The sequence below is a fragment of the Collinsella sp. AF20-14LB genome, from assembly GCF_003459505.1.
Taxonomy (GTDB): Bacteria; Actinomycetota; Coriobacteriia; order Coriobacteriales; family Coriobacteriaceae; genus Collinsella.
This window is the reverse complement of record NZ_QRWD01000004.1, coordinates 108,606-125,980: the sequence shown is the minus strand read 5'-3', so window position 1 is coordinate 125,980 and position 17,375 is coordinate 108,606. Positions and strand designations below refer to the sequence as shown.

The 17,375-nt window shown below is 61.4% G+C and carries 14 protein-coding genes; 5 read left to right on the top strand and 9 right to left on the bottom strand.

Annotation, left to right across the window (positions count from 1 at the left end; translation table 11 throughout):
• Positions 1–70 precede the first annotated feature (70 nt).
• Positions 71–1,087 (top strand): LacI family DNA-binding transcriptional regulator, encoded by a 1,017-nt coding sequence (locus tag DWX63_RS03305; protein ID WP_117817674.1) that lies wholly within the window; start codon positions 71–73, stop codon positions 1,085–1,087.
• Between the two features lie 305 nt (positions 1,088–1,392).
• Here the strand turns inward: DWX63_RS03305 and aspS are convergent, their stop codons facing one another.
• Positions 1,393–3,180 (bottom strand): aspartate--tRNA ligase, encoded by a 1,788-nt coding sequence (aspS, locus tag DWX63_RS03300; RefSeq protein WP_117842806.1) that lies wholly within the window; start codon positions 3,178–3,180, stop codon positions 1,393–1,395.
• 256 nt (positions 3,181–3,436) lie between these two features.
• Between aspS and serB the strand changes: the two genes are divergently transcribed.
• The 4 genes from serB (at position 3,437) to DWX63_RS03280 (ending at position 6,439) form a co-directional block, all read left to right on the top strand.
• A complete protein-coding gene (gene serB, locus DWX63_RS03295) occupies positions 3,437–4,072 on the top strand; it encodes a phosphoserine phosphatase SerB (protein WP_117842805.1) in 636 nt (211 codons plus the stop codon).
• 114 nt (positions 4,073–4,186) lie between these two features.
• Positions 4,187–4,969 carry a nickel pincer cofactor biosynthesis protein LarB gene (gene larB, locus DWX63_RS03290; RefSeq protein ID WP_117842804.1) on the top strand — a complete coding sequence of 261 codons (783 nt, stop codon included), beginning with the start codon at positions 4,187–4,189 and terminating at the stop codon, positions 4,967–4,969.
• A 10-nt stretch (positions 4,970–4,979) separates the two neighbouring features.
• Positions 4,980–5,897, top strand: a complete 918-nt coding sequence (locus tag DWX63_RS03285; RefSeq protein WP_117842803.1) for a LarC family nickel insertion protein — start codon at positions 4,980–4,982, stop codon at positions 5,895–5,897.
• Positions 5,898–5,899: 2 nt separating this feature from the next.
• Positions 5,900–6,439 carry a TetR/AcrR family transcriptional regulator gene (locus DWX63_RS03280; RefSeq protein WP_117842802.1) on the top strand — a complete coding sequence of 180 codons (540 nt, stop codon included), beginning with the start codon at positions 5,900–5,902 and terminating at the stop codon, positions 6,437–6,439.
• Positions 6,440–6,740: 301 nt separating this feature from the next.
• On the opposite strand, the gene larD is transcribed toward DWX63_RS03280, so the two are convergent.
• The 8 genes from larD to DWX63_RS03240 all read right to left on the bottom strand — a co-directional run bounded on the left by larD (position 6,741) and on the right by DWX63_RS03240 (position 17,323).
• Positions 6,741–7,472 carry a D/L-lactic acid transporter LarD gene (gene larD, locus DWX63_RS03275; RefSeq protein ID WP_117758233.1) on the bottom strand — a complete coding sequence of 244 codons (732 nt, stop codon included), beginning with the start codon at positions 7,470–7,472 and terminating at the stop codon, positions 6,741–6,743.
• Positions 7,473–7,521: 49 nt separating this feature from the next.
• Positions 7,522–8,799 (bottom strand): nickel-dependent lactate racemase, encoded by a 1,278-nt coding sequence (gene larA, locus DWX63_RS03270; RefSeq protein WP_117647964.1) that lies wholly within the window; start codon positions 8,797–8,799, stop codon positions 7,522–7,524.
• A 991-nt stretch (positions 8,800–9,790) separates the two neighbouring features.
• The gene (locus DWX63_RS03265) at positions 9,791–12,604 is read right to left on the bottom strand and encodes a phosphoenolpyruvate carboxylase (RefSeq protein ID WP_370445868.1); all 2,814 of its coding nucleotides are present in this window, start codon (positions 12,602–12,604) and stop codon (positions 9,791–9,793) included.
• 257 nt (positions 12,605–12,861) lie between these two features.
• On the bottom strand, positions 12,862–14,175 hold the full coding sequence (hisS, locus tag DWX63_RS03260; protein WP_117757833.1) for a histidine--tRNA ligase: 1,314 nt from the start codon (positions 14,173–14,175) through the stop codon (positions 12,862–12,864).
• Positions 14,176–14,479: 304 nt separating this feature from the next.
• Positions 14,480–14,695, bottom strand: a complete 216-nt coding sequence (locus tag DWX63_RS03255; RefSeq protein WP_117842800.1) for a hypothetical protein — start codon at positions 14,693–14,695, stop codon at positions 14,480–14,482.
• 10 nt (positions 14,696–14,705) lie between these two features.
• Complete coding sequence (locus DWX63_RS03250; RefSeq protein ID WP_117842799.1) at positions 14,706–14,888, bottom strand: hypothetical protein; 183 nt, start codon at positions 14,886–14,888, stop codon at positions 14,706–14,708.
• 39 nt (positions 14,889–14,927) lie between these two features.
• Positions 14,928–16,211 (bottom strand): M20 family metallopeptidase, encoded by a 1,284-nt coding sequence (locus DWX63_RS03245; protein WP_233514446.1) that lies wholly within the window; start codon positions 16,209–16,211, stop codon positions 14,928–14,930.
• 128 nt (positions 16,212–16,339) lie between these two features.
• Positions 16,340–17,323: a DMT family transporter gene (locus DWX63_RS03240; RefSeq protein ID WP_117634248.1), complete on the bottom strand. Its 984-nt coding sequence runs from the start codon at positions 17,321–17,323 to the stop codon at positions 16,340–16,342.
• Positions 17,324–17,375: the final 52 nt, after the last annotated feature.

The window sequence follows — 17,375 nt, the reverse complement described above, 5'->3', positions numbered from 1 at the left end:
CACTATAGTAAGCTGTATCCGCACCAGCCCGTATCAGTGACAACATCGACCGCATTTTCCAGGAGACGCCATGACCCAACCAGTTCGCACCGCACCTACGCTTGCCGAGGTTGCCGCAGCTGCCGGCGTGTCGCGCTCCACGGCATCGCGCGCCCTCAACGATTCGCCCCGCATTAGCGAGGAAACCAAAAAGCGCGTCCGTGCGGCGGCCAAGAAAGTCAATTTTGTCCCCAATGCCCGTGGCCGAGCGCTCGCTGTCGGGCGCACGGAAATCATCGCCGTGCTCGTGACCGAGCCCCTGAGTGAACTCTTCAGCGACCCCACCTATAGCGAGTTTTTGAGCGGTATTACCGAGGAACTGTCGGAGTCGTCCTATCTGCCCGTTATCTTGCAGGCGTCTTCTACGCATGAGCGCAACCGCGCACGCGAGCACTTTGAGCGCCGCTCGTTCGACGCCGTGATCGACGTCTCCCCCTACAAGGGCAGCGAGCTGCTCGAGGTGCTGCGCGAGCTGGGCGTACCCACCGTGTTGTGCGGCCAGCTCGAGGGCCACCCCTATCGCGATGTGTTCTCGACGGTCTACTCTGACGACGAAGAGGGCGGACGCTTTGCGGCACACGCCATGAAGGAGCGCGGGCGCAAAGATATCGTCGCCGTGTTGGGACCGCAAGACAACCCCGCTGTTGTCGACCGCCTGCGCGGCTACCGCGCCGTCTTGGGCGAAGACCTCCCAGACGCAAACGTTATCTATACCGGCTGGAACAGCGGAGACGGCTATCAGGCCATGCGCCAGATCCTCGCGCGCAAGATTGCTTTCGATGGCGTGCTCTGCGGATCGGACCGTATCGCGGCTGGCGTCATCACCGCACTCAACGAGGCAGGCCTATCTGTTCCGGCGGAAGTTTCTGTCGTCGGCTTCGACGATCACGAGATTGCGACGCGCTGCGTCCCCGCACTCACGACCGTCCGCCAGCCCCTGCGCGAAGAAGGCCACATGGCCGCCAACATTGCGCTCGACATGATCAAGGGTGCCGAGCCCACCACCACCGTCATGCACATGCAGCTCGTTCAGAGAGACTCGCTGTAGGAAACTGGGCCGGGCTTTCCGCCAGACAGTTGCTGTGGAAAGCCCGGCCCGTTTTGAGCGCTCATTCTGGGGCACAGTTTCCGTTAGACAGCTCAACCGGAAACTGTGTCCCATTATTTTGCCGAATTCTGGGTCGCGCTTTCCCAGAGGACCCCCTTTGGGAAAGCGCGACCCGTTCTGGACGCAGATTCCGGGACGCACTTTCCGCGACGCCCGGTCATCCCATGCCCTCACAATCTCGGCGCATAAAAAACGAGGGAAGGCACGCGTCCTTCCCTCGTTGCGGGCAATATGTAGCCGCTTGCCTACATCAAGCGCAGGCTGACGTCCTTGAGCTGGGCGCCGGAAACGGCACTCGGGGCGCCCGACATGAGGTCGGAGCCGCTGGCCGTCTTGGGGAACGCCATGACGTCGCGGATGGAGTCGGAGCCGGTGAGCAGCATGCACACGCGGTCCAGGCCCAGGGCGAAGCCGCCCATCGGGGGCGCACCAAACTTGAGAGCCTCCATGAGGAAGCCGAACTGCGACTCGGCGCGCTCCTCGGTAAAGCCCAGGAGCTTGAGCATGGACATCTGCATTTCGGCGTTGTGGATACGCATACCGCCGCCGCCGGCCTCAAAGCCGTCCATGACAAAGTCGTAGGTGCAGGAACCGGCTGCCAGCGGGTCGGCCTCGATCTTGGCGATGTCGGTCTCGGTCGGCAGGGTAAAGGGCTGGTGCTCGGCAGCATAGGCCTTGCGATCCTCGTCCCAGTGGAACAGCGGGAAGTTGATGACCCACAGGAAGTCGTGGCCCTCGCGCTTGACCTCGAGCGCATTGGCCATGTGGGAACGCATGCCGCCCAGGATCTCGTCGGAGAGCAGGCGCGGGCCGGCGGCGAACATCACAAGGTCGCCGGGCTCGACGTCCATGCGCTCGCGCAGGGCAGCCATCTCCTCGTCCGAGAAGAACTTGACGATGGGGCTGTTGATGGAGCCGTCCTCGCGGAAGGCGATCCAGGCAAGGCCCTTGGCGCCAAACGTGGAGGCAACGCCGGCGAGCTTGTCGATCTTGGCGCGAGCCCAGGCACCGGCGCCCTTGGCGTTGATGGCCTTGACGACAGAGCCCTCCTCGTTCGCGGCAGTCGCAAAGACCTTGAACTTGGAGTTGGCGAAGATGTCGGTCAGGTCGACCAGGTGCATGCCATAGCGGGTATCGGGCTTGTCGGAGCCATAGGTGTCCATGGCCTCCCAGTAGTCCATGCGACGCAGCGGCGTGGGCATCTCGACACCCATGCGGCCGAAGGCATCGGCAAGAACCTCTTCGAGGGCGCTCATAACGTCGTTCTGGTCCACGAAGGACATCTCGATATCGACCTGGGTGAACTCGGGCTGACGGTCGGCGCGCAGGTCCTCGTCGCGGAAGCACTTGGCAACCTGGTAGTAGCGCTCGACGCCACCGACCATGAGCAGCTGCTTCAGGAGCTGCGGGGACTGCGGCAGGGCGTAGAAGTTGCCCGGCTGGATGCGGCTGGGGACGATGAAGTCGCGGGCGCCCTCGGGCGTAGACTTGAACAGGGAGGGCGTCTCGACCTCCATGAACTCACGGTTGTGCAGCGCCTCGCGAATGGCAAAGGTAAAGTCGGAGCGCAGCCTGAGGTTGGCCATCATCTCGGGACGACGGAGGTCCAAATAGCGATAGCGCAGGCGGGTGTCCTCGCTGGTCTCGATGCCGTCCTCGATCTGGAACGGCGGGGTGACGGACGTGTTGAGCACCTCGGCGTGGTCGGTCAGGACCTCGATCTCGCCAGTCGCGAGCTTGGTGTTGGTGGTCTCCTCGCCACGGGCGCGCACGACGCCGTGAATCTTGATGGGCCACTCGGGACGCATGGTCTCGGCGATCTTAAAGGCGTCGCCGTCGGAGTGCTCGGGGTCGAAGGTGAGCTGCGTGATACCCTCGCGGTCGCGAAGGTCGCAGAAAATAAGGCCGCCGTGATCGCGGCGACGGCTCACCCAACCGGTGAGGGTGACCTCTTCGCCCACGTTCTCGCGGCGAAGCTCGCCGCAGGTACGGGTGTGCATGGAATGCTCGTCGATGGGACGGGTCTGGCTCATACCAGTGATCCTCCTTTATGGATCTGTGCCGCCCCGTGTCGTTCCGGGCGGCGTCGTACAGATTTGCCCAGCCTGCGTAAACCGCGCAGCCAGACATGGCGTTCTATCTTATCGCACCTATGTCGATGTGCCGCGAAAAAGTGGCTCCTGCCCAAAGACTTGACGGAGACGAAACAATTGACGCGCCGCGGCACCCGCCCGCGCTCGTCACGTGCGACAATATGCCCCAATAAAACAGCACTCGGAAAGGCCCGCCATGACTGCACGCCTCATCGTTATGGATATCGACTCCACGCTCATCAACCAGGAGGTCATCGACCTGTTGGGCGAAGAGGCCGGCGTGGGCGAGCAGGTGGCACAGATCACCGAACGTGCCATGCGCGGCGAGCTTGACTTTAAGCAGGCGCTCGAGGAGCGCGTGGGGCTGCTCGCCGGCCTGGACGAGAGCGTGTTCGAGCGCACCTTTGAGCGCGTGTCATTTACCTCCGGCGCGTTGGAGCTTGTGCGCTCGGCGCACAGCAAGGGCTGGAAGGTCGGCGTGGTGAGCGGCGGCTTCCACGAGGTCGCCGACAAGATCGTGGCCGCTGCGGGCATCGATTTTTGCCTGGCCAATCGTCTGGAGGTCGTGGACGGCAAGCTCACCGGCAAGCTGGCGGCAGACATTGTGACCAAGGAGTCCAAGCTCGTTCAGCTGCTGGACTGGGCAGTCGAGTGCGGTGTCGACATGGCCCATACCGTCGCGATCGGCGACGGCGCCAACGACATCCCCATGATTCAGGCCGCGGGCACGGGCATCGCATTTTGCGCCAAGCCCAAGACGCGCGAGGCCGCCCCGTTTGCCATCGACGAGCGCAACCTGATGCTCGCCATGGACATCATCCTGCGTGACTAGCCGATCCGTCTAACAATTGAATCAGTCTGTCCTATAGTTTCCGAACAATTTTGTCTTAGTGTTCGGAAACATACCCTTTGAGTGCTAGACTTTGCGCCGTCGAAGGGAACATATATGGATAAGCGAGATCTTGAGCAATTGCTGAGCGATGTTGCCGACGGAGCAGTCACCCCGGCCGTCGCCCTCACGCGCATCCAGACGGCACCAACCGCTGATCTGGGTTTTGCACAGCTCGATCTTTCACGCGGGGTACGCCAGGGAGCCGGCGAGGTTGTCTACGGTGCCGGTAAAACCGCCGAGCAGATTGCCGCCATTATCGAAGCGCTGCGCGATGCCGGCCAGGAACGTATCCTGGTCACGCGCCTGGATGCCGAGAAGGCAATCCGCACCTCGGAGCTCCTCGACAACGGCATCGACCTGGGATATGTCCCGGACGCACAGCTCGCCCTCGTGGGCGGCAAGCCCTCCCCTACCGGCAACGGACGCATCGTTGTCGCCTGCGCCGGCACGAGCGACCTGCCCGTCGCCGAGGAAGCCGCGTTGACGGCTGAGTTCTATGGCAACGAGGTCGACCGCCTCTACGACGTGGGTGTCGCCGGTCTGCACCGTCTGCTCGCGCATGCCGAGGAACTTGCCCAGGCACAGGTGGTCATCGCCATTGCCGGCATGGAGGGCGCGTTGGCGAGCGTTATCGGCGGCCTGGTGAGCTGTCCGGTCATCGCCGTTCCCACCAGCGTGGGTTACGGCGCGAGCTTTGGTGGCGTAGCCGCGCTGCTCGCCATGCTCAACTCCTGTGCCAGCGGCGTTTCGGTCGTCAACATCGACAACGGCTTTGGTGCCGCCTACCAGGCAAGTCTTATCAATCATCTGAGCGCCGGCACGCCCTGCGCCCGTTAAGGAGCATTCCATGTCCAATCATCAGCACACGCTTATCATCGACGGCACCTCGGGCATCAGCGGCGATATGACCGTCGCGGCCCTGCTCGACCTAGGCGCCAGCGAGGAGCACCTGCGCGAGCAGCTCGCCACGCTGCCGGTCGACGGCTTTACGATCGCCGTCACACGCGTAAGCAAGCATGGCATCAACGCCTGCGATTTCGACGTCCAGCTTGCAGAGGAGCTCGAGAACCACGATCACGATATGGCCTGGCTCTACGGCAACGAAGCAGCTGCCGAGCACACGCACGAGCATGAGCACCACCATCATGATCATGGCGAGCACGAACACGAGCACTGCCACGAGCATGACCATGAGGGCCACGGTCATGGCCACGAGGGTCACCATCACGCCCACCACCATCACCACCGTTCTTTGGCGGACGTCACCGCCATCATAGATGGCTCGCAGCTAAGCGATGGCGCCAAGCGTCGCGCGCTCGCCATCTTTACCGCGCTCGCCGCCGCCGAGGCCAAGGCCCACGGCAAAACGCCCGAGACCGTCATGTTCCACGAGGTGGGCGCCGTCGATTCCATCGTCGACGTCTGCTCTGTCGCCATCTGCCTCGATGCCCTGGGTATTGAGGACATCGTGGTCGAGTCGCTCTCCGAGGGTCACGGTACCATCCGTTGTGCCCACGGTCTCATGCCCATTCCCGTCCCCGCTGTCGTCAACCTGTGCCAGGCGGGCAATATCGCCCTCACGCCCGCACCGGTCGCCGGCGAGCTCGTCACGCCCACGGGTGCCGCCATCATCGCCGCGCTGCGCACGTCCGAGCACCTGCCGGCCCGCTACCGCATCGAGGCCGTCGGCTACGGCGCCGGTAAGCGCCCCTACGAGGGCTGCTCCGGTACGCTCCGCTGCCTGCTCGTTCACGCGGACGCATAGCCATGGATGCCCGCAAGGCAAAAAGCCGCGCTGCCATCGTTGCGGCGTTCTCCGAGCTGCTGCGCGAAGAGGACTACGGCAAGATCACCGTCGGCGACATTATCGCTCGCGCCCATGTGGGTCGGGCCACGTTCTACGGCCTCTTCAAAAGCAAAGATGACCTACTGTCCGAACTCGTGAGCGACATCTGCACCCACGTCCTCGACGACGATGGCACACCGCTCGATGATCCGCTCGTACAAGTCGAGCATATCCTCAACAACCTCTGGGAACGCCGCCAGGGCGTACGAGCCCTCGTAGCCGGCGCCGGCTCACGCGTCTTCGCCGACTGCTTACGCAAGACCATCATGTCACGAGCAGCCGAAACCGTCCCCGTCGACCCCGCAGGCCCAGCAGCCACCATGGACCGAAGCTTCCTACTACACCACATAGCTTCAAGCTTCGTAGGAATGGTCCAATGGTGGGCCTGGCACAACTTCCAAGCAGATAAGGCCGAAGTAGCCAAAGACTACCTATCAGCCATAAAACCCCTCTTCGGCTAAGTAAGAAGCCCATCCCAAAGCATCACCCCAACCCAGGGCGCCACGCATCCCAAAGTGTCAACAACAGCCCAACGCCCCTACCAGCAACAAGCCCCTCCCATCCATATTCAGATATATATGTTGGGTTGCTTTTCCAACGCGACTAAGATCCCGCAGCTGGCCGCTTGGGGTAACTTCCCAGCGCATTCCGCAGGACGAAAGAACCCCCGCCGCACGAAGTGCGCAGCGGGGGTTCTTTCATGTCCGAGGACGCGCTGGGAAGTTGCCCCATGCGGCCAGCGGACAACTATGTAGCCTTCGACTAGAACATGCCCAAGAAGCCATGCACAAACAGCGCGGCGACAATAGCACCGACAAACGGCGCGATGCCAGGAACAAGCAGACCATACTTCCAGTTGTTGTCAGCCTTGTTCTTAATCGGCAGCACCTGATAGGCCATGCGAGGACCAAGGTCACGTGCCTGGTTCATGGCGAAGCCGGTGATGCCGCCCATGCCCATGCCAACGGCCCAGACAATCAGGCCGACGCAGATGGCGAGCAACAGAACGTTCTCGCCGGCGCGGCTAGCGGCAGCAAGGATGGCGCTGATGAACACGAAGGTGCAGATAGCCTCGCAGAAGAAGTTACGAGCATAGTTCGTGCCCTCGGTGGTGGGGTTGGTCGAGAAGATGTTGCGCTGGGCAATGGGGTCGACGACGCCCTCGGAAGCCTTGAACTCATCGGCATACATAAACCAAGCGATCACGGCACCCACAAAGCCGCCGAGCATATCGGCAAGCATGAAGGGGATGCAGTTGCCCCACGGCACCAGGCCGACGATGCACTGGGCAAGCACCATGGCGGGGTTCATGCACACAGCGCCACCAAAGACAAACAGGCAGACCGAGATGCCAAAGGACCAGGTGGTGATGGCAAACATATGGCCGGAGCCCTGATACTTGGTGCCCTTGAGCACGGTATCGCAGTGAACGCCCACGCCAAAGACGATCATGAGGGCCGTTGCGCCGAATTCGCAGAGGAGTTTGGTAAGCATAAAACCTTATCTTTCTTGTCGGTTATAAACGATTCGTTTAAGCCGCGCACTAGTGCTGTGCGACAACAACACCCAGGCCATCGGGGATGACGGCGACCTTGGCATCGGCACCCTTCATCTCAAAGGCGAGCTTGAGCGCTTCCTCGATAGTGTTGACCGGCGTCATGTGCATATCCTTGAGCATCTGGTGATCGCACAGGTCGGTAACCATGATCACAGGGTGATGCGCCAGGATGCGGGCAAAGATCTGGCTCGTCCACTGATCGGGCAGGGTCTCGTCCTTAGGACGATCGATGCAGGCGCGCTCAAACTCTGCCGGATCGTTGTCGGCGATGTTGTGATAGAAGCCCTCGCCGCCGTGACCGTCGGCACAACCGGCGACGTCGATGATCACACCGCCCTCGGGAAGCGTGGCCTCGGCAGCGCACATGCCCTTCACAGCCTGATAGATGTTCTGATCGAGGGGGTAGCCGCCGTTAGTGGTAATGGCGATCTCGCACTCGACGGGCTCAACGCCGGCAAGGCTCTTCACGAACTCGCAGCCAGCCTCGTGCGCCTTGTGGATGTCGCCGGCAAAGGAGCCAATGACCTCGTGCTTGCCGTTGAGCACCACGTTGAGCACAAAGGCAAGGTGAGCCATCTCGGCGGCGGCAAACATGTCCTCGCTCACGTGGTTGTGGCACAGGTTGCCGGCACGCGAGTGGGAATCGTTCACAAACTGACCGTTGTGGTTGTACATGATGGTCTTGTAGCTGGCGATGCCAGGCAGGACGGACTTGCGGCTACCAGAGAAACCGGCAAAGAAGTGCGGCTCAATAAAGCCCTCGGCAAGCAGCAGATCGCAATCGGCCGCAATCTTGTTGATGATGCACTCGCCACCAGAAGGCAGGGTGCCGATCTTTTTCATCATGCTGTCGTCAGTCGCGACGTGCATAACGATTTCCTCGTTGGCAACGATCTCCTCGCCGTACTTGTTGACGAGCTCCTCGTGCGTCGACGGACGATGCATACCCGTAGCAACCAGAATGCGAACGCGCGCCTCAGGCGCAGCGGAGTGGATGTGATGCAGCAGAATAGGCATCGTCACACGCGAGGGAACGGGACGCGTATGATCTGAGCTAATGATGACAATATCCTTCTTGCCAGCACAAAGCTCCTCGAGCGAAGGCGAGCCGTAAGGGTTGGCAAGCGACTCCTCCACCAGCTCTTCCTGCGATTTCGTGGTCTTAAACTCGTTTTGATGACCTTCCATCACACCCGCGAAGTTCTTATCCTCGAGTTCCAGATGCAACGTCTTGTGGTCAAACGGCAGTTCACATTCAAACAATGACGAGCGCCCTCTTCCTTTCAACTGACACACTAGATAAACCGTTGGAAGGATACGCCGCTCACCGAAAAACACCACCGTCCACCGACTCATTAACACAACGTTCATATTTGACCCACACCAAAACGGCCGCGATCCCAAACGGGACCGCGGCCGCCTGTCAATGGCACTATGGACAGGATGGCTTACACAGCGCAGAGACACACATCAATCCTGTGGCATGCGCGCGTAAGCTATCTTGCATAAATACGTCAATATAATGCATAGAATGACGCACGGGTTTCGAACCGTAACAGGGTAGCCCCATCCGGAGCGTGCATTTTTGGGAGTATTCAGCATCGCGAGATAAGTCTATAGGGCTAAAAGCCTATCGAAAGCTAGGAAGCCTCCATGGCTCTTGCCTTCTAGGCAGCATGCGGCAAGAAACCAGTCATATATGAGCATCGCCAAGGCCCAATTGTCGTGCAAAAGCATCAACAGGGACCGCGAACGTCACCTATGGTCCTATGCATCAATCTTTAGCTGCTGAAAACTCCGTTTTTTGCACGTCACCCCAAGCACCACCCTCACCCAGCGGCTGATTCACCGAAGACCTAGGACGAAGGGACCCGACGGGTTTCCCTCTGAATGCATTCCGCAGCACGAAGCCCCATCAAAGTGCGCGGAGCGCGCCATTATTCCACCAGCCAGTAATCCGCCGAAGACCGGACATCGCAGGGCCCGCCATCAGTTTACTTTTAGGCACACTCCGCAGGACGCAAGAAGCCCTCGCCGCACCCCACATTAAGCGCGAAGCGCGCCATTCTCCCCTCAGCTGTAATCCCCGAAGACCGAGGACGAAGGGACCCGATGGGTTTCCCTCTGAATGCATTCCGCAGCACGAAGCCCCCTTATCCGCAGCTCCGAAGGAGCAGGATAAGGGGGCTTCAAGTGCGAGGACGCATTCAGAGGGAATCCCATCGGGTCCCGGTGAGAGCCACAGGGCTATCGATTACCCCGTGTTCTGCAAACCTGCCGAGACGCCGGTCACAGTCGAAAGAATCAGGCTCATGTACTCGGCCTTCTTCTCCTCGGCCATCTCGTCCTGGTTCATACGCACCTCGCGAAGGGCGCGAACCTGGGCGATGGACAGGGCGTCGACGTAGGGGTTGCGCACGCGGACAGCGCAGCCAAGCACGCGACGGCGCTGCAGCGGCCACTCGTCACCGACGATGGCAAGGACCCACTTACGGGTGAGCTGCATCTCGGTAAAGACCTTCTCGGACAGATCCTGGCGATCGCCCAGGTGCAGATACATCTTGGCGATGCGCTGGTCGGTCTTGGCGATCGACATCTCGATGTTGTCGATAAAGGTGCGGAAGAACGGCCACTCCTGGTAGGCAGCCTTGAGCTGATCAAGGTCGCCCAGCTGCTCGCAGGCAGTACCCAGGCCGTACCAAGCGGCCAGGTTGATGCGCGCCTGGCTCCAGCTGAAGATCCACGGAATGGTACGCAGGTCGTCGAGCGACTTGGCGCCCAGGCCGCGCTTGGCGGGACGCGAGCCGATCGGCAGCAGACCGACCTCGGTCAGCGGCGTCACAGTCGAGAACCACGGTGTAAAGTCCTCGGTGTTCAGCAGGTCCAGATAGCGCTCATGGCTTACTGCGTTGAGCTTCTCGGCCATATCCCAAAACTTCTGCGTGGTCTCGGTGTTGGTCTTCTCGACGCTCGGGGCCGACTGCAAAAGCGTTGCGGCGGCAACGGACTCAACATGGCGCTGAGCCAGCGTGCGGTTACCGTAACGGGCAAAGATGACCTCGCCCTGCTCGGTGAGCTTAAAGAAGCAGTTGACCGAACCCTTGGGCTGCGCCAGCACGGCCTTGTTGGCCGGACCGCCGCCACGGCCCACGGCACCGCCGCGACCGTGCATGAGCACCAGGTCGATATCGTTCTTCTCGGCCCACCTGGCGATGCGCTCCTGCGCGGAGTGCAGCGCGAGCATGGCCGTAGTAGGACCGGCATCCTTGGAGGAGTCGGAATAGCCCAGCATGACCTCCATGCGGCGGTTGGTCTGGGCAAGACGCTTTTGCACCACGGGCAGCGTAAGCATCTGGTCGAGCACGTCGACGCAGCCCTCGAGGTCCTCGAGCTGCTCAAACAGCGGGATCACATCGAGCTCGGGAACGTCTTCCTCGTGTGCAAAGGACAGGTGGGCAAGCTCAAAGACGTCGGCCACATGCTGGGCGCTCTTGGTGAACGAGATGATGTAGCGGTGCGCCATCTTCTTGCCGTAGCGCTTCTGGATGGAGCCGATAGCGCGGAAGGTGTCGATGACCTCGCGCGTCATGGGCTGCAGGTCGCCGTGGATGCCGTTCTCGTGGATATCCTTGAGGGCGCGGGCGTGCACCACGGAGTGCTGACGGAACTCCATCTCGACCATGTGGAAGCCGAAGGACTCGACCTGCCAGATGATGGTCTGGACCGGGCCGTAGGCAGCGCGGACGGCACCGCAGGCGGCCAGCGAGCGCTGGACGACGCGCAGGTCCTCCAGGAACTCATCGGCGCTGTGGTACATGGTGTCGGTGATGCGACGCACGGTGGCGTTCAGACGGTCGGCCATGACGAGCATGACGGCGCGATGCGGCTCGTGCTCGGAAATCAGCTCGGCGCGAGCCGTGTACTGGGTGCTCATCTCGACCTGATGGTTCCACAGGTTGATGAGCTCGGCAGACGGCTTGCTGTAGGTGGCCTCGAGCGTAAGGTTGCGGCCAATGCGACGGCACTTGTCCTCGAGCTTGAGCACCATGTGGGTGAAGTATTTGGCGGCGACCTCACGGCTCACCTTGGCGGTGACGTTGGGGTTACCGTCGCGGTCGGAACCGATCCAGCTGCCGGGATGGAAGAACGCCGGGCACAGCGGCGGCACGGTACCGGCCTTGTCGCCCAGCACCCAGTCGTCAAAGCGACGATAGATGACGGGGATGACGTCGAACAGCGTGTTATCGAAGATGTCGATGATGGTATCGGCTTCCTCGACCGGCGTGGGCTTCTTGAGCGCGATGGGGCTCGTACGCACCAGGGCGTCGATCTCCTGCAGCATATGGCGCTCGTTCTCCACCAGGTCGGAGCCGCCCAGACGCGGACGCTCCTCCAGCAGGTTGGAGATACGGCGAATCTTGCCCTCGACGGCCTTGCGACGGGCCTCGGTGGGATGCGCGGTAAAGACGGGATGGAACTCAAGCTTGCCGAGCAGCTCGTTGGCGCCCTCGACGCCCAGCTCATTCACCAGTTGGTGATAGGCGACGGTGAGCTCGTTGGCGGGATCGACCTCGGTATCGGTCGACGCACCGGCCTCGCGCTCGCGCAGCTGCGCCACACGGTAGTTCTCCTCCGACAGGTTTGCCAGGTGGAAGAAGCTCGTAAAGGCGCGAACGATGACCTGCTGCTTATCGAGCGGCAGACTGTCGATCAGATCGACGACCTCGCGAAACGCCACGGCGGTGGGCTCGTCGGCGGTGGGCACGCCCTGCTCGTCGACGGCCTCGTCGGCAGCGCGGGTACCGGGGTTGCCGGCATTGGCCACAATCTCGGCCGACAGGATTTTGTCGAACAGGTCCGCGATCTCAGGATCATACTCGCTAAGCACACGACGCTCCAGGCGCAGGAACAACGCCAGATTGTCGCGCAGCTCCTCGGGAATCTCGATCTCGGCGAGACGCTCCCTGGACTCGGCATTCGAGCCGATTCGGTTAACGAGGCGGTTGACCACGGCAGCGACGCGCGCCGCGGCTTCGGGTACAGACTGGTTGCTTAGGTTCTCAGCCACGTTTCCTCCCATTCCTCCTTCTATGCACGTAACATGCGGTATTCATTATAGGCGCTTGCGAAATACTTTCGACACTGATTGCGCTTTACCACACAAAAGTATTTTCTGCATTGCAAGGGTTTTTGCTCTAAATGGTCGTATTTCTCGGTGGACGGCATACACAAACGGGGGCATTCCGCATAAATGCGAAACACCCCCGTAACAATCGCTCGCAATGGACGAGACACTCAAGCGGACCCGCAGCTCAAAATGATGCGCTACAGGCGCTCGCGAACCGCCTCGACGACGTTGGCCAGATCGGCAAGGACCTCTTCATGGCTCTCCATGTCGCGCACCTTGACCTTGCCGGCGGCAAGCTCGTCGCCACCCAGGACCAAAATGAGCTTGGCGCCAACCTTGTCGGCCTGCTTAAACTGAGCTTTGAGCGAACGACCCTGGTAGTCGGCCTCGGTCACGATGCCAGCGGCGCGAAGCTCCTGCGTGATGGCAAAGACGTTCTGGCGCAGCTCCTTGCCGGCGTTGGCGACGTAGACGCACGGGGCCTCCTCGGCACCCAAGTCGTTACCAAAGGCCTGCAGGGCCAGCAGGGCGCGCTCAAAACCGACAGCGAAGCCGACGCCCGCCGTGGGCTTGCCACCCTCGAGCTCGACCAGACCGTCATAGCGACCGCCGCCACCGATGGAGCCGACACCGGCGCCGGGAGCCTCGACCTCAAAGACGGTACGGGTGTAGTAGTCCAGGCCGCGCACCAGGGTGGGATCCTCGACGTACTCGATACCGGCGGCGTCCAGATAGCGCTTGACCTGCTCGTAGTGCTCGCGGCACTCATCGCACAGGTTGTCGCCCATCAGCGGGGCGTCGGCCATGATCTCGCGGCAGTGGTCGTTCTTGCAGTCGAAGGCGCGCAGCGGGTTAAGCTCGGCGCGCTCGCGGCACTCGTCGCACATCTCATCGGCATGGTCGAGAATGAACTGCTTAACCTGCTCGCGATAGGCCGGACGGCATTGGGCATCGCCCATCGAGTTAATGAGCAGACGGAGCTTGGACAGATCGAAGCCCAGGCGCTTGTAAAACTCCATGAGCATAATGATGCACTCGGCGTCTGCCGCCGGATCGGGAGCACCGAGCCACTCGATGCCCACCTGGTGGAACTGGCGCAGGCGACCCTTCTGGGGACGCTCGCCACGGAACATGGCCTCGGCGTAGTAAGCCTTAAACGGCGTGGAGCCCTGGGGCACCAAGTTGTTCTCCACGACGGCGCGCACCACGCCAGCCGTGCCCTCGGGACGAAGCGCCAGGCGCTGCTTGGGCTTGAGCTTGGTATCGGTGCCCTCGGTAAAGACGCGCTCCAGGTTGGCGCCGCTAAACACGCGGAACATCTCCTTGCGCACGACGTCGGTCGACTGGCCGATGCCGTGGACAAACACGTCCACCTGCTCGATGGCGGGCGTCTCGATGGGCTTAAAGCCAAACGGCTCGAACACGCCGGCAGCGATCTGCTGCATCTTTTGCCAAGCGCGCATCTCAGCGCCGATAAGGTCGCGGGTTCCCTCCGCCTTCTGTGCCTGCATGGGCAAACACCTTTCTTTTGTATCGCGTCATAGGTAGTGGTCATTATACGGCACAAACACAAACAGCGGCGGTGCATCTGACCGAACGAGGGTATGGGGACTCGTTCGGCCAGATGCGCCGCCGCGGTGTGCAATCTGCAATCCTTCCGCCTCTTCGGATCACAAAATCCGTTGGACGGAAAGACTTCGGGTCATCTCTTGAGCCCGTGGCTACATGGGAAACCGAATGACGGTACGAGCATCCATTCGGCTTCCAAGGCAGCCACGGACAAAACGGGGCAAAGAGCTACGAGCGACGTCGTCCCTACTCCCCCGCCACGCTCGCGCGCAGCTTAGCCGCGATGGGCTCAGACGCCAGCAGGAACACCAGCATTGCCACCGAGCACGCCAGACACACGATCCATGTGCTCGTAAAGGAGCCCGTGGCATCGAACAGTATTCCCGAGACGATGGCGCCCACCGTGCCGCCAACCATCTCGAGCGAGGTAATGGTGCCCGTGACCTTACCCAGGTCGGCCATGCCAAACTGCTTAGACGCAGCGATAGTGGGCGTTGGAGATGGTGTACTGCGCAAGGGAAATGCCCAGGTCGCTGACGATCAACGGCTGGAACAGGCTCATGCAGTTGACGAAAATGGTGTAGCACGTGGCCATGATCACAAAGCCGGAGGCCACCACGAGCCAGCCGGGGAAGAACTTACGTTGCTGAGACATACTGTTCCTTTTTAAGCAAACGAGTAGCAAGATTGGGTGCTACCGGTGGTCGGCGATGTAGCCCAAAGCGACGGCGGCATAAGCCGCGGCGCCAAGGGGAAGCTCGGCATCGCTAAAACGTGCCTTGGGATGATGCTGAGCAAAATGCTCGTCCGTATCAGTCACAGCAGCGCCCACGGTAAAGTACGCGCTCGGGATCTCGCTCGAGATCAACGCGAAGTCCTCGCTCGCCATGGCGTGGAACAGCGGCAGGAAGGCGGACTTGGGCAGCACCGCGCCCACGTAGCCAAGCGACGCCTGCGTCATGCCGTCGTCGAGTACGAGCGGGGGAACATCCGAGAGTGTCTCGATAGTCGCCGGCGTACGATAGGTCGTGGCAACGCCTTTGACGACCTCCGCGATGCGGGTCTTGAGGCGCTCCATGAGCTCGACGTCGAAGCCACGCAGCGTTCCCTCGAGCACACAAGTGTCGGGGATGACATTTGCGGCCTGACCGCCGGCGAACTTGCCAACGGTAAGCGCGACCTCCTTGGCCGCCGGCACCTCGCGGGAGATGAGCTCCTGAAGCGCCAGATGCACATGGACGCCGGCCGTGATGGGGTCGATGCAGATCTCGGGGCTCGAGCCATGGCCGCCCTTGCCCTGAAGCGTGATGCGAAAACCGTACACGCCCGAGAGCGCCGGGCTGCCGTAGAGCACCAGGCCAAGCGGCGACTGGCTATTGACATGCATGGCAAAGGCGACCTGGGGGCGCGGGTTCTGCAGCAGACCGTCGGCGATGGCGGCGCGGGCACCCTCAAAGGTTTCCTCGCCCGGCTGGAACAGCAGCTTAACCGTGGCGTTGGCATCAACAAGCGCGGACTCGCGGGCCTTGAGCAGGCGCGCCGCTCCAAGCAACGCCGTTGCGTGCATATCGTGTCCGCATGCGTGCACGCAGCCGTTCGTAGAGGCGAAAGGCTCACCTGACTCTTCGGCAACGGGCAGGGCATCCATGTCGCCACGGAGCATGATGACCGTACCGGCCTGCTCGTCCGTGCAGACGCCATTGCCTTGGGCCGCGGCGGCACCGGCGCCGACAAGGCCCACAACGCAGGAACCATCAACGAGCGTGGCAAATGGGATGTCCATCTCAGTCAGGCGCGCTTGGATATACGCAGAGGTCTGTGGGAGGCTATTACCCAGCTCGGGCATCTGGTGGAGATCGTGTCGCCACGCAGCGAGCTCGTCTGCAAAAGCCTGAGCTTCTGCAACGAGACCGTCACCGATAGCGGTCTGCGCCGCTGCGGTGGCCTTGGGCGCTGATTGCGGTTGAAGATCGGACAAAGCTGGTGCCATAGATGCCCTCCAGTATCGTTTTTGCAGCAAGCACTTTGATAGCGTAAAGTGCAAGGTACTACTTTAAGGGCGAGGCATAAAAAATGCCGCCCCGGGAGGGCGGCGCAACAAGTTGTTTACAATTGCGGGCGCGGCTTTCGACGCAAAAAATCGAAGTGAGTCTCGCTCAAGATAATCGACAGGAAGATGAGCGCAAAGCCGGCGAGCAGGCGCGAGGTGAGCGCCTCCCCCATCAGCAGCACCGAGAACAGCACACCCGAAGGCGACTCCATCGAAAGGAGCAGCGAGCCCGTCGAGGCCGGGACATGCGCCAGGCCGACGTTTTGGATGAGCAGAGCCGCGCATGTGCAGCCCACCGAGAGAAACGCCATCGCACTGATAAAGCTCGGCGTCCACACGGACAGAGGCGCTTGGGTCTCGAATAGCAGCGACGTTGCCAGGCTCAGCACGCCGTTGCCCACAAACATCCAAAACGTGATGACGTTGATGTCCATTTTGCGACCGTACTTGGCAGTCACCGCCATCTGGATGGCGAAAAAGGCCGCACCCGCCAGCGTAATGACGTCACCAATGTTGAATTCAACGCTATCGAGTGCGACGAGGCCAATGCCCGCTAGGCACAGCAGCGCGGCACCCAAGTTGTAGCGCGTGAGCTTTTCGCCGCTCAGGAAATAGCTCGCGAACGGCACAAGGATGCAATACGTGCCCGTCAAAAAAGCATTCTTGCCCGCCGTAGTATGTGCCAGACCGACCGTCTGCAACGCATAGGCCGCCCACATGAGCACGCCCATACTCAGGCCAACGATCAGGTTGCGAGCGTTGAGGTGCGCGATGATGCGCTTGTGGAAGACGGCAAACATGACCAACGCTGCGGGCAGAAAACGTACATAGAGCAGCGCGAACACCGGAATGGTGCCGAGTGCGTCCTTCATAGTGGTAAAGGAGTAGCCCCAGATGACCGCCACCGAAAGGAGCAGAACCTTCCAGAACAGCGGAGAGCGTGCGCCGGCGCCCCGGGGAATACCGCCCGCGCCCAAATCCTCACGGGCTACTGGGCTATCGGGCAAGTTTTCGATTTCGTTGGCAGCGTATTGGGCCATGGAACATCCTCACACTCAATCTGGGCGTGGTGTCCGCACGCGTATGGCTGCG